The sequence below is a fragment of the Marinomonas sp. 63XJN7_7_ISO-PGPR-S23-202 genome (assembly GCF_056173505.1).
The window spans coordinates 3961476-3984430 of sequence record NZ_CM149677.1 but is presented as its reverse complement, the minus strand read 5'-3'; the positions used below and the strand labels follow the sequence as shown (position 1 = coordinate 3984430).

Annotated in this window: 23 protein-coding genes; 16 read left to right on the top strand and 7 right to left on the bottom strand. The window is 45.1% G+C overall.

Features of this window, described 5'->3' with window-relative positions; translation table 11 throughout:
- Window positions 1–15 precede the first annotated feature (15 nt).
- Genes fliS through AC0VYG_RS18465 form a run of 5 tightly spaced genes read left to right on the top strand, consistent with a single transcriptional unit; the run spans window position 16 to window position 4846 of the window.
- On the top strand, window positions 16–453 hold the full coding sequence (gene fliS, locus AC0VYG_RS18485; RefSeq protein WP_475429381.1) for a flagellar export chaperone FliS: 438 nt from the start codon (window positions 16–18) through the stop codon (window positions 451–453).
- Entirely contained in the window at window positions 453–746 is a 294-nt protein-coding gene (locus AC0VYG_RS18480) for a hypothetical protein (protein WP_475429380.1), read from the top strand. The genes fliS and AC0VYG_RS18480 overlap by 1 nt, the downstream gene beginning before the upstream one ends.
- Window positions 736–2844 carry a motility associated factor glycosyltransferase family protein gene (locus AC0VYG_RS18475; RefSeq protein ID WP_475429379.1) on the top strand — a complete coding sequence of 703 codons (2109 nt, stop codon included), beginning with the start codon at window positions 736–738 and terminating at the stop codon, window positions 2842–2844. Before AC0VYG_RS18480 ends, AC0VYG_RS18475 begins: the two co-directional genes overlap by 11 nt.
- Window positions 2845–2846: 2 nt before the next feature.
- Entirely contained in the window at window positions 2847–3866 is a 1020-nt protein-coding gene (pseI, locus tag AC0VYG_RS18470; protein WP_475429378.1) for a pseudaminic acid synthase, read from the top strand.
- Window positions 3863–4846: a PseG/SpsG family protein gene (locus AC0VYG_RS18465; protein WP_475429377.1), complete on the top strand. Its 984-nt coding sequence runs from the start codon at window positions 3863–3865 to the stop codon at window positions 4844–4846. The genes pseI and AC0VYG_RS18465 overlap by 4 nt, the downstream gene beginning before the upstream one ends.
- Here AC0VYG_RS18465 and pseF read toward each other — a convergent pair.
- The 4 genes from pseF to AC0VYG_RS18445 all read right to left on the bottom strand — a co-directional run bounded on the left by pseF (window position 4832) and on the right by AC0VYG_RS18445 (window position 8435).
- A complete protein-coding gene (gene pseF, locus AC0VYG_RS18460; protein ID WP_475429376.1) occupies window positions 4832–5560 on the bottom strand; it encodes a pseudaminic acid cytidylyltransferase in 729 nt (242 codons plus the stop codon). The genes AC0VYG_RS18465 and pseF overlap by 15 nt on opposite strands.
- A 2-nt stretch (window positions 5561–5562) precedes the next feature.
- Complete coding sequence (gene pseC / locus AC0VYG_RS18455) at window positions 5563–6750, bottom strand: UDP-4-amino-4,6-dideoxy-N-acetyl-beta-L-altrosamine transaminase (RefSeq protein ID WP_475429375.1); 1188 nt, start codon at window positions 6748–6750, stop codon at window positions 5563–5565.
- The gene (gene pseB, locus AC0VYG_RS18450) at window positions 6737–7732 is read right to left on the bottom strand and encodes a UDP-N-acetylglucosamine 4,6-dehydratase (inverting) (protein ID WP_475429374.1); all 996 of its coding nucleotides are present in this window, start codon (window positions 7730–7732) and stop codon (window positions 6737–6739) included. Before pseB ends, pseC begins: the two co-directional genes overlap by 14 nt.
- A 133-nt stretch (window positions 7733–7865) precedes the next feature.
- A complete protein-coding gene (locus AC0VYG_RS18445) occupies window positions 7866–8435 on the bottom strand; it encodes a DNA-3-methyladenine glycosylase I (protein WP_475429373.1) in 570 nt (189 codons plus the stop codon).
- A 127-nt stretch (window positions 8436–8562) separates the two neighbouring features.
- Here AC0VYG_RS18445 and AC0VYG_RS18440 point away from each other — a divergent pair, with 127 nt between their 5' ends.
- The 7 genes from AC0VYG_RS18440 (at window position 8563) to AC0VYG_RS18410 (ending at window position 15361) form a co-directional block, all read left to right on the top strand.
- Window positions 8563–9180: an NUDIX domain-containing protein gene (locus AC0VYG_RS18440; RefSeq protein WP_475429372.1), complete on the top strand. Its 618-nt coding sequence runs from the start codon at window positions 8563–8565 to the stop codon at window positions 9178–9180.
- A gap of 206 nt (window positions 9181–9386) precedes the next feature.
- Window positions 9387–9839: a DUF1249 domain-containing protein gene (locus tag AC0VYG_RS18435; protein WP_475429371.1), complete on the top strand. Its 453-nt coding sequence runs from the start codon at window positions 9387–9389 to the stop codon at window positions 9837–9839.
- Between the two features lie 39 nt (window positions 9840–9878).
- On the top strand, window positions 9879–10466 hold the full coding sequence (locus AC0VYG_RS18430; protein ID WP_475429370.1) for a YqiA/YcfP family alpha/beta fold hydrolase: 588 nt from the start codon (window positions 9879–9881) through the stop codon (window positions 10464–10466).
- A 184-nt stretch (window positions 10467–10650) separates the two neighbouring features.
- Window positions 10651–12552, top strand: coding sequence for a DNA topoisomerase IV subunit B (gene parE, locus AC0VYG_RS18425; RefSeq protein ID WP_475429369.1), 1902 nt, complete (start codon window positions 10651–10653; stop codon window positions 12550–12552).
- Window positions 12553–12624: 72 nt separating this feature from the next.
- The gene (locus AC0VYG_RS18420) at window positions 12625–13758 is read left to right on the top strand and encodes an AAA family ATPase (RefSeq protein WP_475429368.1); all 1134 of its coding nucleotides are present in this window, start codon (window positions 12625–12627) and stop codon (window positions 13756–13758) included.
- Between the two features lies 1 nt (window position 13759).
- Window positions 13760–14506, top strand: a complete 747-nt coding sequence (locus tag AC0VYG_RS18415; protein WP_475449872.1) for a hypothetical protein — start codon at window positions 13760–13762, stop codon at window positions 14504–14506.
- Window positions 14507–14740: 234 nt separating this feature from the next.
- The gene (locus AC0VYG_RS18410) at window positions 14741–15361 is read left to right on the top strand and encodes a UPF0149 family protein (protein ID WP_475429366.1); all 621 of its coding nucleotides are present in this window, start codon (window positions 14741–14743) and stop codon (window positions 15359–15361) included.
- A gap of 128 nt (window positions 15362–15489) precedes the next feature.
- Here the strand turns inward: AC0VYG_RS18410 and AC0VYG_RS18405 are convergent, their stop codons facing one another.
- Window positions 15490–16686: an amino acid aminotransferase gene (locus AC0VYG_RS18405; RefSeq protein WP_475432558.1), complete on the bottom strand. Its 1197-nt coding sequence runs from the start codon at window positions 16684–16686 to the stop codon at window positions 15490–15492.
- Window positions 16687–16853: 167 nt separating this feature from the next.
- Here AC0VYG_RS18405 and AC0VYG_RS18400 point away from each other — a divergent pair, with 167 nt between their 5' ends.
- Window positions 16854–18032 (top strand): methyltransferase, encoded by a 1179-nt coding sequence (locus AC0VYG_RS18400; RefSeq protein ID WP_475429365.1) that lies wholly within the window; start codon window positions 16854–16856, stop codon window positions 18030–18032.
- A 287-nt stretch (window positions 18033–18319) separates the two neighbouring features.
- Here AC0VYG_RS18400 and AC0VYG_RS18395 read toward each other — a convergent pair whose 3' ends face one another.
- The gene (locus AC0VYG_RS18395; RefSeq protein ID WP_475429364.1) at window positions 18320–19084 is read right to left on the bottom strand and encodes an EAL domain-containing protein; all 765 of its coding nucleotides are present in this window, start codon (window positions 19082–19084) and stop codon (window positions 18320–18322) included.
- Window positions 19085–19330: 246 nt separating this feature from the next.
- On the opposite strand from AC0VYG_RS18395, the gene AC0VYG_RS18390 reads away from it, so the two are divergent.
- Window positions 19331–20065 (top strand): alpha/beta fold hydrolase, encoded by a 735-nt coding sequence (locus AC0VYG_RS18390; protein ID WP_475429363.1) that lies wholly within the window; start codon window positions 19331–19333, stop codon window positions 20063–20065.
- 60 nt (window positions 20066–20125) lie between these two features.
- On the opposite strand, the gene AC0VYG_RS18385 is transcribed toward AC0VYG_RS18390, so the two are convergent.
- A complete protein-coding gene (locus AC0VYG_RS18385; protein WP_067013528.1) occupies window positions 20126–20836 on the bottom strand; it encodes a pirin family protein in 711 nt (236 codons plus the stop codon).
- A gap of 178 nt (window positions 20837–21014) precedes the next feature.
- Here AC0VYG_RS18385 and AC0VYG_RS18380 point away from each other — a divergent pair, with 178 nt between their 5' ends.
- Both AC0VYG_RS18380 and AC0VYG_RS18375 read left to right on the top strand, forming a co-directional pair.
- On the top strand, window positions 21015–21920 hold the full coding sequence (locus AC0VYG_RS18380; RefSeq protein ID WP_199473972.1) for a LysR substrate-binding domain-containing protein: 906 nt from the start codon (window positions 21015–21017) through the stop codon (window positions 21918–21920).
- Window positions 21921–21964: 44 nt separating this feature from the next.
- Entirely contained in the window at window positions 21965–22918 is a 954-nt protein-coding gene (locus tag AC0VYG_RS18375; protein ID WP_475429362.1) for an AEC family transporter, read from the top strand.
- Window positions 22919–22955 lie beyond the last annotated feature (37 nt).

The window sequence follows — 22955 nt, the reverse complement described above, 5'->3', positions numbered from 1 at the left end:
AAGGTTGTATAGAATATGTACGAAAAAAAAGGTATTCATGCCTACAAAAAAGATTCGTTGAAGTCTGATCTTGCATCGGCTGATCCTCACCGTATCATTCAGTTGCTGATGCAAGGAGCCTTAGAAAGGCTTGCATTAGGGAAAGGGTGCATTGAACGTGGTGATTGGGAGGGCAAATCTAGTGCGTTGACAAGGGCTGTTGAAATTATTAACGCCTTGAGAGATGCCCTAGATCGTGATGCCAATCCGGAGCTTGTTGATAACTTAGCATCCTTATACGATTATATGGTTAGTAAGATTAATGAGGCTAGTGTCAATAAAGATATTGCTATGATTGACGATGTCATTGAGCTTATTTTACAAATTAAAGGGGCTTGGGATCAAATTACTGAACAAGACAAAAAAGAAGCTTATGCTGAGAAACAAATAGAGCGTGTTGAGGGACAGCTTTAATGCAAGATCTTTCTCGTATTGAGGCCCTAATTGAAGCCTTGGAGAATAGCGTTATAGAGCAAGATATAGAGACAACTTTGTCTTTGTGTGAGAATAACGACAGGCTAATTCGTTCCTTGACGCTTTCTGATGATGAACAGGTGAACGTGACTATTTCTCGTTTGGCTGGTGTTCATCGTCTTGCCATTGAGTTAGTTCAAGATGCTCATGGAAAGATGCAAAAAGAGTTGTTTCAATCAACGCAAAATCGTAAAAATGTTTCGACCTATAAAGGCGTGAAGAATGCAGAATGAGAACTTCTATTCATCGGTTGAAGATATTGAAGCATTTATCGCGTTTTACGAAAAAGGGGTCGAAAGGTTAAGAGAAAAAGATCCCGAGCTAATTGCTCGATATAAATCAAATATGGCACTGTTTTCAGAAGTAGTACCTGACATCTATGAGAGCTTCCGAGACTATCAGCCACAAAATCATTACATATACATGGAAGAAAGTGGTGATCTTAACATTTATTGTGAGGAATTAGGGGCCACGCTTTTTTCTCGGCAGCCAAAAGTACAAGCCAAGCAACACCTTCTTGATTCTCTACAAACCCCGAATAAGACGTTCCTGAACTTAGATCGCACAGAGCGAAATGAAAGCCGTCATGTGTTTTATAATAATAAAATGATGGATACTGCTTTAGAAGCATCGCATGGTCTAAAAAAACAGACTGCTTTGCCAAAATTTGTCGGTGCGACAATTTTTTTTGGTATTGAATTTGGATACCAACTTGAAACCTTTATTGAATTGCAGGATACCAAACACCTGTACTTATATGAGCAAAATCTAGATTATTTTTATTACTCTTTGTTTGCGATTGATTGGCAACCTATATTAGAAATATTTAATCGCGATGGACGTACTGTTCACTTTTTTTTAGGAGTGAGTTCCGATGAATTCACTAGTAAATATCTGCTGCAATTAGCTGAAAATGGCTACTTTATGGCGCCGGAGACGTTTCTTCACGTTTCTTACACCAGTCCCTCAAATGAGCAAGCTATTAACTACTTCAAAAAACACTATGCTTCTCAAGTAATGGGATGGGGTTTTTTTGACGATGCATTGATTGGCATTGCTCAGGGATTACGCTCTTTGCCTAATACTCGTTTAGCTCGCTTTAAAGGACGTGATGAGCTCCCGAAATGGGTATTGGATATCCCCGTTTTTATCTTAGGGAATGGGCCATCCCTTGATCAGGGTATTGAGTTGGTGAAAGAAGTACGAGATCGAGTATTAGTGATCAGTTGTGGTTCCACCATCAACACGCTTAAGAAATTAGGCGTTACGCCAGATATTCATGTGGATATCGAACGTATGAAGCAAACTATCGACAAATTTGTCTTCCTGGATCAAGATTATCTGGATCAAATCTGGGGGCTGTCTGTGGATGTGATGCATCCTGAGTATTTCCAATACTTTAAGCATTCTGGTATGGGGCTAAAGCCTGGGGAGGCCGTTACCAGCTTAATTCTGCATCAAGCCCGCGCCCAAGGGGATATGGAAGAATACGTACAGTTGAATTTTTGCAATCCGATCGTTGCGAACTTAGCGTTATCCTATGTGCACTTGTTTGGCTTTAATACGGTGTATTACCTTGGGGTCGACAATGGCTTTAAAGACAAAAGCAGTCACCATTCTATCCACAGTGGTTATTATAAAGATGGCAAAGAGTCCGGCTTTCAAAGCTTTCAAGATGCCTCTTTACTTCAACGTGAGGGTAACTTTGGTGATGTGATCTATGCGACAAGCATGATGGATACGTCTCGGGTCCAGCTAGAGTCCTTAACGCGTCTGTTGAAGAAACGTCGAGGGTTTAATAGCTACAATTTATCCGATGGTGCGAAAATCGAAGGAGTTGAGCCGCTCAAACCAGAAGATCTGATGATTCTTGATCCTAAGATTGACCAAAAAACCGTAATTCATTTACTGGATCAGTGCTTCTTCACAGAACCGCCTGCCAGTGTACTAAAAGAAGCGCCAGAAACACTCATCTCCATCGAAGATTTTTGCAAGATAGCCAAGCAGTTACAACAAGGCTGGGACGACTCCGTCACAACCCGTGAAGCAGTCTGTGATTTATTGTGGTCTCATCACCGTAGACTGTTCCTTCTTCGTTCGAGTGTGCAGTGCCATATTCATGACTTGCTTATTGGCTCTTTTACTTATTCCGCTTTTTTGATTGTGAAATTTATTTTCGCACACGAAGATGAGGCTGAAGCCGTACGTCGTGCACGTAAGATGTTTGATGTTTGGTGCGAGTTTTTAGACGAAATGCCAAGCATGTTACAGCAGGCGTCTGACTTTATAGACAAAGGTAATGATCACCTTATAACCTTTTACAACGGTTAATTATGTTCGAACAAGACCCATTTATTATTGCCGAGCTTTCTGGCAACCATAATCAAGACTTTGAGCTAGCGAAGGCAATGGTTCATGCTGCTGCCAAGGCGGGTGTTGATGCCATTAAATTGCAGACGTACACACCTGATACCATGACCCTCGATGTGCGACGTGATGAATTTATGGTCTCAGAAAGTGATAGTCTGTGGAAAGGGAATAATCTTTACGACCTATATGCCAAAGCGTCAACCCCTTGGGAATGGCATAAACCCTTGTTTGAGTTGGCTGAATCGCTTGGCTTGGTGGCGTTTAGCTCGCCCTTTGATATCAGTGCGGTGAATTTTCTTGAGTCTCTTAATGTGCCAATGTACAAGATCGCCTCGTTTGAAATGACCGATATCCCATTGATTCAAGCTGTGGCGAGAACCAATAAACCGATCATTATGTCGACAGGAATGGCCACGTTTGCAGAAATAGAGGAAGCCATTTCGACCATCCGTGCAATCGGTAATAACCCTCTGACACTGCTGAAATGCACCAGTACTTACCCAGCGAAAATTGAGGACTCAAATCTGATGACCATGGCGGATCTTGCCAAACGTACAGGCTGCCAAGTGGGTTTATCCGATCATACCCAGGGATTAGGGGCGGCTGTTGCCGCAACGGCACTGGGTGCAACCGCAATAGAAAAGCATTTTGTGTTGGATCGTCATGCCGGTGGTGTCGATGCGGCTTTCTCTATGGAGCCTGCTGAAATGGCAGCGTTAGTAAAAGCGTGTCGTGATGCAAAAGCCGCATTGGGGGGTGTTGTTTATGGTGGTTCTGAGGCCGAGCAAGCAGCGAAAAAATATCGTCGTTCTATCTATATCGCACAGGACTTGCCTGCAGGAACGGTACTGGGCGAGGCTCATTTAAAAATCATCCGCCCGTCTTTTGGTCTAGCGCCTAAGTATTGGTCAGAGGTGTTAGGAAAAGTACTGAAAGTGGATGCCATAAAAGGTCAGCCACTGGCGTGGAATATGATGGAATGAAAGCGCTGATCCGAGCTGATGCGTCCATAGAAATAGGTATGGGGCATCGTGTTCGTTGTCAGGCGTTGGCCAGTGCCTTTGAGCGATTAGGCTGGATGTGCCAGTTTGTTGTTCACCATCGTTATCGACAGTTTGCATCGGATGATGATCTTTTTATTGACTGCGAAGACGGTTTGTTGCCATTGGCAGAACAGGCAGACTTGGTGGTTTTAGACCATTATGGTTATCAAGCGGATGACATAATGCGTTTGTTCCTCTCTCAGCCAAACCTTTTAGTAATAGACGATATGAATGACAGAGGCATCTTTCCCGCTAAGTGGCTAGTCAATCCTCTTAATCAAGCGTATTCCTCTCAAGTTGTCATGCCTCTTACTGGCGGACAATACGCCTTGTTACGCCCCTTTTTCTCACAGCATTACTCTGAGTCGATTACTCCAGATAGATTACTCGTGACCCTTGGTGGCACTGACCCATTGGCGCTGACTTTACCTTTGCTCAAAGCATTAGAAAAGGCTAAATTTTCATTAGACAAGGTGCAAGTGATGCTGGGTAAGAACGCCAGAAATAGCGCAGAGGTGCTTGCTTATTGCGAGGAAAAACACATCGCATGCTTGCAAGGTGTGAGTGATGTCACACCATTAATGCGTCAAGCAAGAATGGCCATTTCTGCGGCGGGTGGCACTTTGTTTGAGTTGGCCTGTATGGGAGTGCCAACGGTGTTTGCCCAAGTGGCAGAGAATCAAACACGCTCTCTAGAGCAACATGTACCACTGGCTTGGTGTGATACCGTTCGGTTTGATGAGGTGAACGAAAGACAGCAAATAGAACGCATTGAGCATCTTATTCGTCTAGTGATGATCTATTGGCAGGATGATGTCTGGCTGACTAAGGCCAGACAGGTTGCTCAACGTCTTGTCGATGGCAAAGGAGCTGATCGTGTTGCCAAAACCGTTCACCAAGAATTCTCAGTGATGATATAGCGCCATTAGTTGTGTTAATCGCTGCCAATCTTCCTCCGTATCCAAATCTTGAATGCGATGTCTTGGTAACATGATAGGTTTGGATTTGGCACCAAAAATAACACCATCTTCTAGCCAGTCTTGAACACTTGCCCAGTAAAACTGTCCTGCATCATGAATGGCTTCTGTTAAATCTTGCGAGCGTTTGGCAATGTGTTCTGGAAACATTGGTACAAGTTGGCCATTCTGATCGAGATGCAATGCCCTCTGGATAGGAAAGTCAAAGGTGCAGGCGGAAAAGCAAAATGTAGCATTTTCCAAGCCATTAAAGCCTTGTTGTAAGTCTTCCGGGGTTAAAAGGGGGCAGGTTGCATAGATCAAGCAAGCTTGGGTAGGGCGTTTGGAGTCATCAAGGGACGATTGTTTGATCAGTGTGTGTAGAGCGTGTTGCATCACTGGTGTAGTGCCTGTCATATGGTCAGATAAGTCGCGTGGGCGCATAAATGGAATGTCAGCACCGTATTCCCGTGCGACTTCAGCAATTTCCTCATCATCTGTCGATACGACAATGCGATCAAATAGGCCAGACGCTTTCGCCACCTCGATGGAATAAGCCAACAAAGGTTTGCCGTTTAGCAAACGAATGTTTTTTCTTGGTATCCGTTGGGAGCCTCCGCGGGCGGGAATCACGGCTACCCGATGGTGATTTTCTTGTAGAAGGGCGATGTCTTTCATGGTCAGGCACTCATGACTCGATTAGCAATCAACGCATGTTTTAAAATCAGCGCGACACGTTCCTGTTGTGCCGTGGTTAGGTCGGCAAAAAGCGGCAAACTCAGGGTTCGTGAATAATAATCCTCTGCAACCGGAAAATCCCCCAGCTGAAACCCCAGTGCTTGGTAATAGGGCTGTGTGTGCACGGGTATATAGTGTACCTGTGTACCAATACCAGCATGGCGTAAAACCTCAAACACCCCTTTTCGGGCAGCGTTATTATGTTCTGGCAATAAAATAGGATACAAGTGCAGGGAGGAGTGCGTGTCCTCCGCTTGGAATGGCAAGGTGATCGGAAAATCTTTTAGCAGCTTTTCGTAATATTTGAATTGCTGGTGGCGCTTCTCGATAAATTGATCAAGTCGTGAGAGTTGAGACAAACCAAGGGCCGCTTGCATTTCTGTCATGCGGTAGTTAAAACCCAATGTGTGTTGCTCGTAATACCAATCACCAGGGGATTGTGTCAGTTCATCTGACGCTTTAGTAGTACCTTGTTGGGCATGCGTGCGCATATGCTTGGCAAGTTTGGTGTTGTTTGTGACGGCCATGCCGCCTTCTGCTGAGGTGATGATTTTCACCGGATGAAAACTAAACACACAGATATCGCTATAGCGGCAATCACCGATAGGGTGATCTTGATATTGGCCACCAATGGCGTGAGAGGCGTCCTCAATGATGGCAAAGCCATATTCTTGAGATAAGCGATGGATAGCTTCCATATCACAAGACTGCCCAGCAAAATGTACAGGGATAACCACCTTTGGCAAGGTATTAAGACGTTTTGCTGAGATTAGCTTCTCTTCTAACTTTTCTGCGCTTAAATTGTAAGTACGTGGGTCGATATCGACAAAATCCACTTCAGCACCACAGTAGCGGGCGCAATTAGCGGAGGCAATAAAGGTATTAGGAGAAGTCCAGACGCGATCCCCAGCCCCTACGCCTAACGCCAAACAAGCCAAATGCAAAATGGAAGTGGCGCTGTTGCCAGCAATGGCAAATTGAGCACCGACTTTTTCGGCAATAGCTTGCTCAAATGCTGTGACGCTTGGGCCTTGTGTGAGAAAGTCCGACCTTAAAACCCGAACAACCTCGGCAATATCGTCATCGCTGATGGATTGTTTGCCATAAGGGATAAAATCAGAGTGAGTCATCGAAGGTTAATATCTCGTCAACCGTTAAAAAGTGCGGATTATTACCCGAATGGTATTCGTAACCTGCTTCAACTAAGGAACCTCTTTCTCCCAGTTTGTTGCAATCGAAACGAATGTCTTCTTGATAAAACTTAATACTGGGGGCAATCACGTAATGGTCTGCAAACTCAAAAGTATGGTAAGAATCATCAGAAGGGCACATCACCTCGTGGAGTTTTTCTCCGGGTCGAATGCCGACTTCTTTTGTGGGAATCTCTGGGGCGTAAGCACTCGCGAGGTCCATAATGCGCACAGAAGGAATTTTCGGTACAAAAATCTCACCGCCGTGCATGCGCTGAAAATTGCTGAGCACAAAATCGACGCCCATTTGCAAAGTAATCCAAAAACGCGTCATATCCGGATGAGTAATGGGAATGCTTTGTGCGCCTTCATTGACCAATTTCTGAAAGAAAGGCACAACGGAGCCACGGGAACCAACCACATTACCATAGCGCACCACAGAAAAGCGTGTTCGACCTTGACCAACCATATTATTTGCTGCGACAAAAAGTTTGTCAGAGGCAAGCTTGGTTGCACCATATAAATTAATCGGTGCCGCCGCTTTGTCCGTTGACAGCGCAATCACTTTCTCCACATTGGTTGCAATGGCGGCGGCAATCACGTTTTCGGCCCCATGAATGTTGGTTTTAATACATTCCATTGGGTTATATTCCGCCGCAGGAACCTGCTTAAGAGCCGCTGCATGAATCACATAATCCACATCTCGCATGGCTTGGGTTAAGCGCTCTTTATCGCGTACATCCCCAATGAAATAACGCATGCAGGGAGCATTGAACATTTGCTGCATTTCGTATTGTTTTAGCTCATCACGGGAGTAGACAATCAGACGCTTTGGTTGATAATGCGCCAGAAGCGTTGTGACGTATTGGTGGCCGAAAGAACCTGTACCACCGGTAATAAGAATACTTTTGTTGTTAAACATGAAAAACAATACCAAACCAGAGTGTATTAAATGATATATCGGAAAACCGTTTAAAAACATGAATAAAATCAAGAAACTGATGCCGTTTTTCGATTTAATTTTGGGTAATTAAGGGATCAACCGATCAGACTTGTTAAGCGTCATTCGTTTGACGCGCGATACAGTCAGTAACATGATCATTCACCATGCCTGAGGCTTGCATAAAAGCATAGCAGGTTGTGGGGCCGAAGAAACGGAAACCACGTTTTTTCATATCTTTCGAAAGGCGAGTCGATAATTCGGTTACAGCAGGAACGTCAGAGAGTGAAGAGGGGGCTGTGTCGATCACCTGATGATCGCTAAAGGCCCAATAATAGTCACTAAAAGAGCCGAATTCTTCGGCGATGGCTAAAAAGGATTGTGCATTGGCAATCGTTGCTTCGATTTTTCCTCTATGGCGTACGATACTAGGGTCTTGCACCAGTCTCTCGACATCGTCTGTGGTCATTTTGGCCACTTTTTCTGGATCAAACTGATGGAAGGCGGCTCGGTAACCTTCACGTTTTCGTAAAATTGTTATCCAGCTTAGACCTGCTTGGGCACTTTCCAGTACAATGCATTCAAATAAGGTTGGGTCGTCATAAATGGGCTTTCCCCATTCATTGTCGTGATACTCTATGTATTCTGGTGAACTTAAACACCAACTACAGCGTATTGCTTCCATTGACTTGACCTCTTAATTGTATTTTCTTGGCGCTGTCTTGCTTTTTGAATCAGCATACCCTGTTATGAAAATTCGTAAAGAAAAATGATTGCGTGGCATCAATGGACAGAGACTAACGGGATAAACCATGAGCTTTAAGCCAACTTATACTAAAAACGATGTAGAAATTCTAAACGATGAGTGCGTTTACAAAGGTTTTTTTGAATTTCGTAAATTGACGTTAAAACACAAAAAGTACAATGGGGAGTGGAGCCAACCCATGGTACGAGAAATGATGGTACGCAGTGATGCGGTCTGTGTTTTGTTGTTTGATCCAGTGGCGGATAAGGTGCTATTGATCGAACAATTTCGCCCAGCGGTCTATCAAAAGGATTCCCCTTGGTTGATTGAGCTTGTGGCGGGTATGGTTGAGAAAGGCGAAAGTGACGAAGATGTGGCGCGCCGTGAAGCACTGGAAGAAGCGGGTGTGACCATTAAGCGCCTTGAGTACATGTTTAAATTTGTGCCATCCCCAAGCGGGTTGGTGGAATACATTCGTATGTACGCTGGAGAGTTTGATGCAAGTAAGGTCAATCCAGATGAAACCCATGGCTTAGACAGTGAGCATGAAGACATTAAACTGCATTTGATGAGTGCGGATGAGGCGATTGCTTTATTGGATGATGATATCGAAAATGCCAGTACTATCATGGGCTTACAATGGTTTGCATTAAATAAGCAGCGCTTGCTTGATCGTTGGAAATAAAAGATAGCGAACATTTGCTAAGCTGGTCTGGTTGAATTTGTCTATACTGTCTCGATATAGACATGTTTTATGAGATAGCATTTAATCGTGCTAAGCTAATCATAAAGCGATCAGTTTTTAGTCAACGTGTTTAACTTCTAGATGTTTAACCCCAGATAATGTAACGAAGGAAAGTCGTTTTTATAATGACCAAGGTGATGAAGAGAATGCCAAAGTATGTTCCCGATTTAACCAGTTTGCAGATGCTCGGCGAATTAAATTATCGCCGCGTAGCGAAACTGATGCGTGGGCATGAAAGCGATACCCAGTGGCATTTCTCCATTCATAGTGCTGGGGATCAAGAAAGCCGTTTGCGTTTGACGCTTGGCAACGAGAGTCGTTTCACCACAGACGTCGCACTAGAGTTTGGCCCTGAAATCAAAAATAAGCTGTTATTTGAAAGCAAAGTGAATATGACTATTCGCCTTTATCACGATGTGGGCATCGCGGAAATTACCGATGGCCATCGCCAATACAGCGGGGCTTATCCTTATCCCAATGATGCAATGTATCATAGGGATGAAAAATTCCGTCTGAATCAGCAACTAGCGGATCTACTCGAGCTATGTTTAAAGCATGGTCATCGTTTATACGAAACCACGTATTTTCAATTTGCCTAATGGTTTGTTCACATAACCGCGAGTTTTAAAGGTTGTAGCATGAATACCTTATTGTATATTCACGGTTTTAATAGCTCGGAATTGTCTGAAAAAGCCACCCTATTGGCACAAGCGGTGCGTCAACATGGCGTGCAAGAGGCGGCGTTTTTAGCCCCCCGTTTGGTATGGCAACCCGCCAAAGCTTTGGCTCAGTTAGAGTCGATGATAACCGAACAGCATTCCCAAGGTAATCGAGTGACCTTAATGGGCAGTTCACTTGGCGGCTTTTATGGCAGTTGTTTAGCGGAAAAATACCAAATTCGCTGTATTTTAGTGAACCCAGCTGTACAAGCACCGACTCTATTGGTCGAGCATCTTGGGCCTCAGCATAACCCGTACACAGACGAGCATTATGTGCTGACTCAGGCGCATATGGCTGAACTGCAAGCCATGACGGTCGCTACCCCAACCCCTTCCCTTTATTGGCTAATGGTGCAAGAGGGCGACGAAACACTGGACTACCGTGCCGCTTTACGGGCTTTTCCTGAAACCGCCCGTTTAACTCATGAGCCAAATGGCAGTCATCGTTTTGAGGGCTTTGAGCGCTTTACAGACGATATTCTTCGCTTTGCCAATATCATTGTTTAACGCGTCATTTCATCTCGGTCTCTACATAGTGGCTTAGAAAATATAAAAGAGGATCACACGGCATGTTTTAGCTATTTCACAGTACTGAACAGCAGTGATAGACTTCGGGTCATATTTTTACATACCTACTCGATAGTGTGCTTTACTCCACTATCGCAATCTTAAATTGGAAGAACAAACACGCATGTCTGCTAAAGAATATAATGCCGGATCGATTGAGGTTCTAAGCGGTTTAGAACCTGTCCAAAAACGCCCAGGAATGTACACTGATACCACTCGCCCTAATCATTTGGCTCAAGAGGTGATTGATAACTCAGTGGACGAAGCGCTTGCTGGCCATGCTGATCGTATTGAAGTCACTCTCTATGAAGATGGCTCGTTAAGTGTGGAAGATAATGGACGAGGGATGCCAGTAGATATTCACCCAGAAGAAGGGGTGTCAGGTGTCGAATTGATCCTAACCAAACTGCATGCTGGCGGTAAGTTTTCTGGCGATAACTATCAGTTTTCTGGTGGTTTGCATGGTGTGGGGGTCTCTGTAGTAAACGCCCTATCTACCTCTTTAGAAGTCTGGGTAAAACGTGATGGCAAAATCCACCATATTGCCTTTGCCGACGGTTTTAAAACCGTTGAATTAAATGAAGTTGGTACGGTTGGTAAAAAGAACACGGGGACCAAGCTGAAATTTACCGCCGATGGGAAATACTTCGATAGTCCTAAATATTCCCTATCGCGCCTAAAACACTTGCTTAAAGCCAAAGCCGTCTTGTGTCCTAGCTTACATGTCATCTTTATCGATCAAAGTGGCAGCGAAGAAGTACGCGAGGAATGGTTCTACGAAGATGGTTTAAAAGACTACCTAGCTCAAGCCAATGAAGGGTTTGAATTATTGCCAGAAGAGCCTTTCCTTGGTGGGTTAACAGAAAAAACACAAGGGGTAGACTGGGCCGTGCAGTGGCTTCCCGAAGGGGGAGAGCTGATTACCGAAAGCTATGTCAATTTGATTCCTACCGCTCAAGGCGGTACCCACGTCAATGGTTTACGTACGGGCTTATTAGAAGCCATTCGAGAGTTCTGTGACTTCCATAATCTGCTACCGCGTGGGGTAAAATTGACCGCAGAAGACGTGTGGGATCGTTGTAGCTACGTGTTATCGGCAAAATTACAAGAACCGCAGTTTTCAGGCCAAACCAAAGAGCGTTTATCATCTCGTCAGATTGTTCCTTTTATTTCTGCTACAGCAAAAGACGCCTTTAGCTTATGGCTAAACAAACATGTGGAGGATGGGAAGAAAATTGCTGATCTTGTTATTAACAGCGCGCAAAAGCGTCTGAAAGCCAGCAAAAAAGTGGTGCGTAAAAAAATCACCCAAGGGCCAGCGCTCCCCGGTAAATTGGCCGATTGTGCGGGACAAGACTCCAGCCGAAGCGAATTATTCCTAGTGGAAGGGGATTCCGCAGGTGGCTCTGCTAAGCAAGCCCGTGATAAAGACTTTCAAGCGATCTTGCCATTGCGCGGTAAAATCCTCAACTCATGGGAAGTGGAATCTAGCCAAGTACTTGGCTCCCAAGAAATACATGATATTTCTGTTGCCCTTGGGGTGGATCCTGGAGAAGAAGACTTATCTGGTCTACGCTATGGAAAAATCTGTATCCTAGCCGATGCCGACTCGGATGGACTGCACATCGCCACCTTGTTATGTGCTTTATTTGTACGCCATTTTTCCAGCCTTGTGAAAGCGGGCCATGTATTTGTCGCCATGCCGCCTTTATACCGTATCGATTTGGGTAAAGAAGTGTCCTACGCCTTAGATGATGAAGAAAAAGACATCATTCTACATAAAATGGCGGCAGAGAATAAACGTGGCACGCCAAACGTACAGCGCTTCAAAGGCTTGGGTGAAATGAATCCATCGCAACTGCGTGAAACCACCATGGCACCAGACACCCGTCGTTTGATTCAACTGACCATGGATGACCCAGTCGACACTGGCGAATTGCTCGATAAACTGTTGTCCAAAAAACGCGCTGGGGATCGCAAAAACTGGCTAGAAACCTACGGTAACCTAGCCATCGTAGAAGTGTAATAGGGAGGTCTGGTCTTTGACTTCATGACCAAAGGTGCCAGGTAATGAAATCTAGATTTATTGGTGACAAATATGATCCGTAATATAAAAATCGATAATTTTAAATCACTTGTGGATTTTGAGTTTACGCTGGCAAATTTCACCTGTTTAGTGGGTCTTAATGGCGCAGGTAAATCTACCGTTTTACAAGCTTTGGATTTTTTATCCCAATTGATGATTGGTGAAATGCATGATTGGCTGAACCGCCGCCATTGGGTGAGTGCTGATTTGAACTCAAAGTTGTCTAAGCGAAGTAATATTTCTTTTGTTATTGAGTTTGATATAGAAGGTGAAAGAATATTTTGGGAAGGGAGTTTTAATCGAAGCTCATTAAGTTGTACGAAAGAAACCATTTATGATGGGGATAGCAAAAAAGTGCTTTCTATTGAGGATGGTTACTACACTTTTGAATCCAAACGATATGAGATAGTGTTTGAATATCAAGGCTCTTTTCTTTCCGTTTTTAAAGGCAGTCAGCAAAATAAAATATTACGAAAAGTGAAAGAGTTGATGATGAATATCAATTCTTTAGAGTTAATTTCGCCGGAATTATTGCGCAGCCGTGCACGTTCATCGGATGGAAAGTTAGGGCTAGGCGGAGAAAAACTATCAGCTTATATAGATGAGTCCGGCCCAGTTGTGAAAAAACACTTGGCTGAAAAACTGAAGACAATATATAAAAGCTTGGATGAAATAAAGACGAAGTCACTTGCGTCTGGCTGGAAGCAGTTGGAGGTTGTCGAGCACTATGAAAAGCAAAAAATCACGACGACAGCTAGACATCTTAATGATGGCATGTTGCGCTTGATGGCGATTCTCGTTCAGCTTGAGCTAGGCAATGCCTTCTTGCTATTTGATGAAATTGAAAATGGCATCAACCCTGAACTTATTGAATATCTTATTGATCATTTGGTTGATACTAACGATCAGGTCTTAGTGACAACTCATAGTCCAATGATTTTAAATTTTATGGAAGATGACATTGCTAAAAAAGGTGTTGTGTACTTATACAAAAACGCGAAGGGCCACACCCAATCGATTCGATTGTTTGATATTCCCAGTATGTCTAAAAAGCTTGAATTTATGGGGCCTGGTGAAGCGTTTGTTGATACGGACTTAACGCAACTTTATGAAGAAATAGCCAGTTTGGAAGCAAGGAGCTCTTAACGTGTACTTGTTGTTAAGCGGGGAAGGAGCCACTGATATTGGAGTATGTAATAATGCGACATCAAGTTGCTCAAGCAATATGTTTTCAGCAGGCCCTATGGCACACATTATAGATAGCTTGATTGAGTGTACCCAAGGATACGTTTTATCTCATATTGATACCGAGAGAGTCACCTATGTATCAGAATCTTATCTTGCCGAAAACAAACCAAGATCAAGTAAAAAAGCGCTGTCTATGCCAGGCAAAAAGAAACGAACTGAAACCAAGTATTATTATGAGAATGCCAGAGCGCTAGCGATTAAAGCAAAGTCGTTGTCTGATGAAGTAGATGATGATGTCGTTGCTGTGTTGTTCCGCGACTCTGACGGTACCGCATCCGCTGGGCGAGGCGATTGGACTAATAAAAGACAATCCATGTTAAATGGCTTTTTGGCTGAATCGTTTGATTATGGTGTTGCCATGATGTCTAAACCAAAATCTGAAGCGTGGTTACTTTGCGCTACCAAAGATAACCCATACCAACACTGCGCAAGGCTTGAAAATGAGTCAGGCAACGATAATGTAGATAACTCGCTAAAAGATCAACTTGATCGGGCCTTAAATGGACGGTCTTCTGCTCAGCAGATGAATGAGTTATTGCTAAATAATAATATCGATATTCACCGAATCTCTATGCCTTCTTTCGATGCATTCAAGAGGGATTTAGAGCAAGTAGTTCGTCGTGTTATTGGTGGTCGACTTTTATAGATATTGCTGTTATGAAATGCCCAAATGCTGAATCCAATGGTGAGGTTAGCTAGGTCGTGGTATCTGGACTCCTAATCAGATTTTAATGTACGCCAGAGAGCTATCAGGCCAACAGGGATAAGATGAACCTTTCTCTTGTGAACGGTTTATCTTATTGCATAGCATTTTTCTGCAGGCAAATTTACGTGAATCGCGTTAAAATAAAAGAAACACACATGAAGCGGAATGCAGTCAATGTCTGAGAATGAAGACCAAAGCGTCATAAGTGAAGAAGAGTTATACGAGCGATTAGACTATTATCTGTCTGCCTACGGGTGCGAGCGTTCCTTGCTGTGTGTGTCTGAGTTGGATGGTTTTTTAACCGCTATCGGTTGCAGTGCACAAGAGCTGGCACCAGATCAATGGCTCGCCACCATTTGGGGAGCAGAAGAAGATCAACCTGAATGGTTAACACAAGAGGAAGAAGACGAGTTCCTAAGCCTTGTGTTGATCATGTACATGGAAACCATGAATGCCCTGATTCATGGTGAGATCTCACCCGTCTATCTAGAACAAGAGTTAGAGGGTGAATTTAAGTTAGTGGTCGAAGAGTGGTGTCTTGGGTTTGTGCGTGGTGCTCGCTTGGCAGGTTTAGGCTTAGACGAAAGTAACCGTGATTTTTACAATGAAGTACTTGCGCCTGTACGTCTGTTTGGCACCTCAACTGGCTGGAAAAAGCTGGAGAATATGGTCGAAGAAGAAGTGGAGTTTTGGCGTGATACCATCGAGCCGTCAATCTTACGCTTAGCGCAATTTAACCACCCTGAAATCCAAGGGGCACAACAACAGAATGAAAAACCGCATACCTTGCATTGAAGTATTTCAAGTCAGCTGTCTTGGCTGATAATAGTGTGCTGTTTAAATCTGTATTTGAATATCGATCATAAAAAAAACCGCGAGAGGCTCAGTTGACCTTCGCGGTTTTTTGCTATTTTTGGGTAAAATTAACCAACAACCTTCGCGATACTTTCGCATAGGTAGTCGATGTTATTGTCGCTTACGCCTGAGACGCTCATGCGGCCAGTGTCAGCGATATAGATAGAATATTCGCTGCGCAAAGTACGTACTTGCTCAAGTGTTAAACCTGAGTAAGAGAACATGCCGCGCTGGTCTTTGATAAAGCTGAAGTCTTTGCTCACACCAGAAGTGGCTAATTTTGCAACTAACTTTTCACGTAGGCCATTGATGCGATTGCGCATCTCGGCGACTTCTAGCTCCCATTCCGCTCTTAATTCTGGATTGCTCATAACGGTATACACGACTGCTGCACCGTGTGCTGGTGGCATAGAATAGTTAGCGCGAATCGCTTGGCCAATAATAGACAATGCCGCATCGGCTTCGTCTTTGGTTTCGGCAATCACGCTTAAACCACCACAGCGCTCGCGGTAAATGCCAAAGTTCTTTGAGAACGAGTTGGCGATTAACATATCTGGCACACGGGCCGCCATATAACGAAGGCCTGCTAGATCTTCATCTAAGCCATCGCCAAAGCCTTGATAAGCCGCATCAACCAATGGCAATAAACCTCGCTCGTTGACAAAATCTGTTAGGGCTTTCCAGTGATCGAGTTGTAAGTCAATACCGGTTGGATTGTGGCAGCAAGCATGCAGTAATAAGACATCGCCTTCTTTAACTTCGGCTTTCAGAGTCGCCATCATATCGTCAAAGCGTAGTCCGTTTGTTTCAGGGTCGTAGTAAGGGTAATCTTTGACCTCGACACCAGCAGAATGAAAAATAGACTTATGGTTTCCCCAAGTTGGATCACTCACCCATAAACGCGCATCCTGCAAATTCGCGCTGATAAAGTCCGCCGCCACTTTTAAAGCGCCGGTACCGCCGGGTGTTTGTGTTGAGCGAATACGGCCAGAGCGGATCAACTCATTCCCTTCACCCAATACTAGGTTTTGAATAATGGGCTCAAATTCAGACGCACCAAAAATCCCTAGATAACTTTTTGAATCCTCTTGCTCAAGCAGTATCGCTTCGGCTTTTTTTACCGTGTTTAAAATTGGCGTATTACCAAAATCGTCTTTATAGACGCCCACACCCAAATCAATCTTCTTTGGGTTAGGATCATTCTTATGGGCAATGATAAGGGCTAACAGCGGGTCGCCAGAAACGGCTTTAAGGTGCTTGAACATGATAAATATGGAGTCCTTGTTGTTGGTCACAGCAAAATGACTGCGAATAGGTCGTTGCTTTAGTTGCCTCTTCATTTTGCCGTTTTTATGGCAAAATACAATGTAAAATCTGCGGAAATATTACCCTGTCTGTAAAGAAAAAAAGACAGCCCAATAAGAGCTAAATTATGTCCTCATTACCTGCCACTTTCCAACACATTGATGGCTGGCTAAGAACCCATCAGTCTCTTTGGAAAATCGATACCTTTGTCGATTTAGACATTCCTTGGAAGGGGAACTATCCCGAACTGGCACACTATTTGGCTCGCGTTCGTTTTGCTGAGAAAGACGCCGATCGTAAAGCGGATCTGATCGAACACTTTCCCTTTCTTGCTCCTTGTCAAACCTGGTTGAGGGCTCCCTCCTTGAGTCGCATCATGGAGCGCGACAAAGCCGTACCAAGCTATTTTTCTGTGGGCATCAAAGGACGAAAGTGGCAGCAGATAACCGCTTTTGCTAACGTTACCCCCATTGCTGAGGACTACCTTGAATGGTGTGCAGGTAAGGGGCATTTAGGTAAATTACTGGCCTTTCAAGGCAATACAAAAGTCCACAGCCTAGAATGGCAACAAAGCTTGTGTGAGGCAGGAAAACAAGATGCAGAGCGTCTCAACCTACGTCAAACTTTCAGCCACGCAGATGTGCTCAAAGGAGAAGGGCGCTCAGCATTAGCGAATGCTCACTGCGCTGTCGCGCTGCATGCCTGTGGGGATTTGCATCTTGAACTGATCAAACAAGCCGTGGCCGCTAAGACCCCCGTTTTGTGCCTTTCTCCCTGTTGTTATCATCTCACTAAAGATGAATTTTATCAGCCATTATCGCAAACCGCCCAACAATCGCCATTGATCTTGCGCCAAGCCGACCTGAAACTTGCTGTTAAAGAAGTCGCCACCGCTGGCGCACGGGAACAGCGCCTAAAACAACTTGAACTGACCTACCGACTAGGCTTTGATTCCTGGCAGCGAGCCGCCCGTCAACAAGATGATTACCTACCTGTGCCCTCGGTACAAAAAGCCATACTGACACAAGGCTTCGATGCTTTTTGTCACTGGGCCGCTAAGCAAAAAGGTCTTACGGATTTCATTGCAGCCAATCCATTCGCAGAATTCGAACCTATCGGCGAAGCCAGAGCAAAACAGGTGCAAAAGCTGGAAACCATCAGCCAGCTATTTCGACCAGCATTGGAATACTGGCTTATCCTCGACCGTGCCATGTACCTAGAAGAAAACGGCTATCAAGTGGAGATCGGCACATTCTGCGAGAAAAGCCTCACCCCAAGAAACTGGATGATCAGGGCAACTCGTTGATGAGTCAGTCAATGGGTAAACGAAGCATGGATTGATCTAAATACTAAAGGACGCCAATTGCTATTTGGTTCCCCGAACACACGGGGATAAACCGGGTCTATTGTTACTGGCTCCGAGCTTCCGACTGTGTTCCCCGAACACATGGGGATAAATTGTGAGCTATCAAAACCTACAACAATAGAAATAAACGTTCCCTCGAACGTGCGGGAGTAACGAGATTGATCTATGAGCCAGAAGAGCTGCGGTGATACGTTCGCTGTCGCAGGTGCGGCTTAGGTCAGGTCGATTTACCCCCAGTTGATTTCGGCAAGGGATTCAAAGCTGGGTTTGGCGAAGTAGTAGCCTTGGAATAGGTGGATTCCCATGTCTTCTAGGGTGTGGTATTCGGCTTGTTTTTCGATGCCTTCAGCGATGATGGTGATATTAAGATCGTTAAATAGGTTGATGAGGTTTTTGACGATGGTTTGTCGGGTTTTGTCTTGGTCGATATTTCTGATCAAGGCGATGTCAATTTTGATGATGTCGGTTTGTAGGTCAGCAAGTTGATTGAGGCCATTGAAGCCTGCGCCAAAGTCGTCTGTGGCGGTGAGAAAGCCTTGGTCTTGATAGTATTCGATGATGGATTTTAAGTGCTGGCTATCGATAATTTGTTCGTTTTCGGTGAATTCAAAGATGATTTTTTCTTGCGGAAATTGGTATAACTCGGCGGCGTTTAGTGTGGTGCGCAGGCACAGTTCTGGCTTGTAAATGGCGTTGGGCAGAAAGTTGATGCTTAAGCGGCTGTCGGTTGTTTGTATGCCCAGTTCTGAAGCCAATTTGATGGCTTTTACGCGGCAACTTTGGTCAAAACGGTAGAGGTTGGTTTGGTTGACGTTTTGCAGGACTTGATAAGCACTTTCTTGGTTAAGCCCCCGCACGAGCGCTTCTTGTGCGTAGATGCTTTTGTTCTTGGTGTTAATAATGGGCTGAAACGCCATAGTGAAGTCAAACTCAAGATCGCAAGCGTTGGCGCATTGGGTGCAGCCAAGTGGTTTAAAGTCTGTTTGTCTCATTGAGTTTAAGCCTCTTTTGTTAAGTGGTGACGCTTTATCAGGTGATGCTGCCTTTTTTACCTCGACAAGATTCTAGGTGGTTGTGATTGTGATGCGAATCAAGAGTCTTTTAAATTGTAAGTGACCTTTTAGCGGATTGTCCTTTTGTTTTGTGTGATCTTTTGTTTTTATGGACAGGGGTGAATGGTTAAGTGAAACATGAGTAGGCAGTGTTTATCATGAAAACTTGATAAAAAGGAGGGCGTGATGTCGTATCTATTCCTACCTGGTTTGTTATGTGATGCTGCTGTTTGGCAGTCAGTGTTGTCTCCGTTTCCTCGTGATGAGGTGTCGGTGGTGGATTATGGGGATGCCGATTCCATAGAAGCCATGGCGGAGGTCGTGTTGCAATCGTCCCCAGAGCGTTTTGCTCTGGTGGGGCATTCTATGGGAGGCTTGGTGGCGTTAGAGGTTTATCGTCAAGCACCGGAGCGCGTGAGTCATTTGGTTTTGTTGGATACGGGCTATAAGGCGCTTCCGAAAGATCACAAAGGGGAGCAGGAAAAAGCCTCTCTGCTCGCTTTGCTGGCACTGGCTAAAGAGAAAGGGATGGCAGTGATGGGGCGCCAATTGCTTGCGGAGATGGTTCATCCAGATCGCTTAAAGGACGATCCTTTGGTCACGTCTATATTAGCGATGATGGAGCGGCAAACGTTGGCAACCTTTACGGCTCAGGTCAATGCATTGGTACAGCGTCCCGATGCGACTTGTGTGTTACGTGAGGTGGCGTGCCCTGTATTATTGATGTGTGGTCGTCAGGACAGTTGGACCCCTGTTTCGCTGCATGAGGCGATGTTGTTGCTGGTGCCGGATGGCGAGTTGCATGTGATCGAGGAATCGGGGCATATGACGTCGATGGAGCAGCCGCAGGCGGTGGTCAGTCAGTTGCAAGCTTGGTTAGCGCTTAATCAAGCAGATAAAGAAAGAGAAAGCCTAATTTGATAATAAATTAGGCTTTTTTTATTTCTGTCAGATTGGTCAAAGTCGTCCGATATAAGGAGGTTAGTGCGCGGCTTCCACTAGGTCAAACACTAGGGCTTTGACGGTGTCTTGGCCTGTATTGTGAAGTTGCACTTTGCCCTCTTCGGTGATTTTTGCACCGTCGCCTGGATGGAGTACTGTGCCATCTTGTAGGGTTAGTTCGCCTTCAATTTGATGGATGTAGAGACTGCGTTTGTTTTCCACATTTAGATCCTGTGCTTTGTCTGCTGATAAGATCAATTGATGAAGGCTGGCATTTTGCTTGATGCTTAAGGTGCCGTCGCGGCCATCAGGTGTGATGACGGTGGTTAGGCCTTCTTGTTGACCAAAATCCTTTTGTTGGTAACCAGGTGTGCCACCAAATTCGTTTGGTTGAATCCAAATTTGTAGGAATTTTAGCGTCTGCGAATCGGAGGCGTTGAATTCGCTATGGTAGATGCCTTTGCCAGCGGACATCAGCTGGAATTCCCCTGCGGGTAGCTCTTTGATATTACCAGTACTGTCTTTGTGGGCTATACGGCCTTGTAATACGTAGCTGATAATTTCCATGTCTTTGTGACCATGGGTTTCAAAGCCTGCGCTTGGGGTGACGGTATCGTCGTTGATAACACGCAGATGTGAGAACCCCATGTGTTTAGGGTCATAGTAATGGCCAAATGAAAAAGTGTGGTGACTGTTTAACCAACCGAAGTTTGCGGTGCCACGATCTTCTGCTTTTCTAATGGTGATCATACAGCTTCTCCTAATAGTGTGTTTGTGGCGAGCAGGATGTATGCCTGTTGTGAGCTTGTGTTAAGTCACGTCGCCTAAGGTATAGAAGCAGTGTAGGCGTTAAGAAAGGCAAAGAAAATCGGAAGCTTTTGAGGTAGTATTTCAAAAATATTGAAGGCTAATGGATAAGGGTGTGTTTATGGCTCATGCGGTTACGTTAGAGGCATTACGGGTGTTGGAGGCGATTGAGCAATTTGGCAGTTTTGCTGCCGCTGCGGATGCATTGTATAAAGTGCCGTCTGCCTTGACCTATACGATGAAAAAATTAGAAGAAGATTTAGGCGTCAGTTTGTTTGATCGCTCTCGCCAACGGGCGGTGCTTACTCCCGCTGGACGGCTTGTGCTTGATAAAGGGCGAACGATATTAGACGCCGCGGCGCGCTTGGAGGATTCGGTTAAGCAGTTAGAGTCTGGCTGGGAGCCAAAGCTGCGAATCGCCCGTGATACGGCATTGCCAGAGTTGCCATTATTGACGGTAGTGGGGGCGTTTTTGGCGCAAAACCGTCCAGTGCAGATCAGTTTATCGGAAGAAGCCATTGCCGGGGCTTGGGATGCTTTACAGGATGATAGGGTGGATTTGGTCGTCGGAGCATCAGGGGATTTACCTAAAGGACGCTTTCATACCCGCCCAATTGGGGAACTTGAATTTGTCTTTACGGTGGCACCGACTCATCCGCTGGCGTTAACAGAAGGCCCGATTACTGCAGCTCAGCTGCGTGAACATCCGTCGATTGTGGTGGCAGATTCAACCAAAATTTTGCCACAACGGGATTCTGGACTGTTTGAAAGCCGCCAGGTGCTTCGAGTTGATAATATGATGAGTAAAGTTCAGGCCTTGTGTTTAGGGTTGGGCGTAGGGTATTTGCCGAGGCACTTTGTCGATCATGAAGTGATGTCTGGACGACTGGTTATCAGAGAGTGTGAACTACCAAGACAGAATCACATGAGTTATATCGCTTGGCGCAAAGATGACCCAGGCCGAGGATTGAGCTGGTTTATTGAGGCTTTAGCAGCACAAGACTGGCAATTGTTGAAGGCTGAATAGACGCTAACGCATTTTGCTTAATGAGATGATAAGAAGGACGTGTCATGTTGTCGTTGTCTGTTTCGATTGTTCCGATTTTTTTATTGCTGATGATAGGCGCATTGTGCCAGCGCTGGCGTTTTCCGGCAGACGGTTTTTGGAGTGGTGTTGATAAGCTGGCTTACTGGGTGTTGTTTCCTGCACTGTTATTCAATCACACCTCGACAATGGATTTTTCGAATCCTTTGCTATTTCGTTATGGGTTGATCTTACTGTTGGCTATGGCGGGGACGGCGGTGTTTGTTTTTGCTTGTGCTTTTATGCTTAAGGTGAAAGCGCCTGTCACCTCATCCATGTTGCAAGCTGGGGTACGCTTTAATACGTTTTTGACGCTGGCATTGGCATCCAGTTTGTATGGCGCACAAGGTTTAACGCTGGCGGTGCTTGGGGCGTCTGTGTTGATTCCATCCATTAATGTCTTTGTGGTGGTATCGATGGTGTTGCTGCATGGCAAATCAGCAGCATTACAGCGAGGAAAAACCGCGCCGTCTCTTTCTCAATTGGTGATTAATGCGTTAATACGTAATCCTCTGATTGTTTCTATCGTGCTAGGAGCGGGGCTGAATTTGGCTGGGCTAACGCCCATACCGCTGGTCTCGGATACGGTGTCTATTTTAGCGAAGGCGGCGTTGCCAATGGTGTTATTGGCGGTGGGCGCCAGTGTGCGCTTTGAGGTGATTCGTTCTGTAGGCATGACGTTTGTGTGGTCGGCTGTGGCTCGCTTTGTGGTCTTTACCGGGTTGGTGGCTTTGTCATGTTGGTGGCTGGATATAACCGGTGTGCCTGCCTTGGTGGCGATCTTATTTGGTGTGGTGCCAACGGCGGCCTCTGGGTATGCTTTGGCGCGGCAGTTAGGAGGAGACAGTGAGCGCATGGCGGCGTTTATCACCTTACAAACGTTACTTTGTGTGGTGACCTTGCCAGTGAGTGTGTTATTGAGCCAGCACATCTTTGGTTAGTTGGTTAGTTGGTTAGGATGGCAGGGCATTTGCCATC

Bases quoted from the DNA above. Each gene is read 5' to 3' on its own strand.
- AC0VYG_RS18445 (WP_475429373.1), bottom strand. From the start codon at position 8,435: ATGGAAGCAATACGCTGTAGTTGGTGTTTAAGTTCACCAGAATACATA.
- AC0VYG_RS18410 (WP_475429366.1), top strand. From the start codon at position 14,741: ATGTCTGAGAATGAAGACCAAAGCGTCATAAGTGAAGAAGAGTTATAC.
- AC0VYG_RS18465 (WP_475429377.1), top strand. From the start codon at position 3,863: ATGAAAGCGCTGATCCGAGCTGATGCGTCCATAGAAATAGGTATGGGG.
- AC0VYG_RS18390 (WP_475429363.1), top strand. From the start codon at position 19,331: ATGTCGTATCTATTCCTACCTGGTTTGTTATGTGATGCTGCTGTTTGG.
- parE (WP_475429369.1), top strand. From the start codon at position 10,651: ATGTCTGCTAAAGAATATAATGCCGGATCGATTGAGGTTCTAAGCGGT.
- fliS (WP_475429381.1), top strand. From the start codon at position 16: ATGTACGAAAAAAAAGGTATTCATGCCTACAAAAAAGATTCGTTGAAG.
- AC0VYG_RS18385 (WP_067013528.1), bottom strand. From the start codon at position 20,836: ATGATCACCATTAGAAAAGCAGAAGATCGTGGCACCGCAAACTTCGGT.
- AC0VYG_RS18380 (WP_199473972.1), top strand. From the start codon at position 21,015: ATGGCTCATGCGGTTACGTTAGAGGCATTACGGGTGTTGGAGGCGATT.
- pseF (WP_475429376.1), bottom strand. From the start codon at position 5,560: ATGAAAGACATCGCCCTTCTACAAGAAAATCACCATCGGGTAGCCGTG.
- AC0VYG_RS18420 (WP_475429368.1), top strand. From the start codon at position 12,625: ATGATCCGTAATATAAAAATCGATAATTTTAAATCACTTGTGGATTTT.
- AC0VYG_RS18405 (WP_475432558.1), bottom strand. From the start codon at position 16,686: ATGTTCAAGCACCTTAAAGCCGTTTCTGGCGACCCGCTGTTAGCCCTT.
- AC0VYG_RS18400 (WP_475429365.1), top strand. From the start codon at position 16,854: ATGTCCTCATTACCTGCCACTTTCCAACACATTGATGGCTGGCTAAGA.
- AC0VYG_RS18475 (WP_475429379.1), top strand. From the start codon at position 736: ATGCAGAATGAGAACTTCTATTCATCGGTTGAAGATATTGAAGCATTT.
- AC0VYG_RS18395 (WP_475429364.1), bottom strand. From the start codon at position 19,084: ATGAGACAAACAGACTTTAAACCACTTGGCTGCACCCAATGCGCCAAC.
- AC0VYG_RS18440 (WP_475429372.1), top strand. From the start codon at position 8,563: ATGAGCTTTAAGCCAACTTATACTAAAAACGATGTAGAAATTCTAAAC.
- pseC (WP_475429375.1), bottom strand. From the start codon at position 6,750: ATGACTCACTCTGATTTTATCCCTTATGGCAAACAATCCATCAGCGAT.
- AC0VYG_RS18430 (WP_475429370.1), top strand. From the start codon at position 9,879: ATGAATACCTTATTGTATATTCACGGTTTTAATAGCTCGGAATTGTCT.
- AC0VYG_RS18480 (WP_475429380.1), top strand. From the start codon at position 453: ATGCAAGATCTTTCTCGTATTGAGGCCCTAATTGAAGCCTTGGAGAAT.
- pseI (WP_475429378.1), top strand. From the start codon at position 2,847: ATGTTCGAACAAGACCCATTTATTATTGCCGAGCTTTCTGGCAACCAT.
- AC0VYG_RS18375 (WP_475429362.1), top strand. From the start codon at position 21,965: ATGTTGTCGTTGTCTGTTTCGATTGTTCCGATTTTTTTATTGCTGATG.
- AC0VYG_RS18435 (WP_475429371.1), top strand. From the start codon at position 9,387: ATGCCAAAGTATGTTCCCGATTTAACCAGTTTGCAGATGCTCGGCGAA.
- pseB (WP_475429374.1), bottom strand. From the start codon at position 7,732: ATGTTTAACAACAAAAGTATTCTTATTACCGGTGGTACAGGTTCTTTC.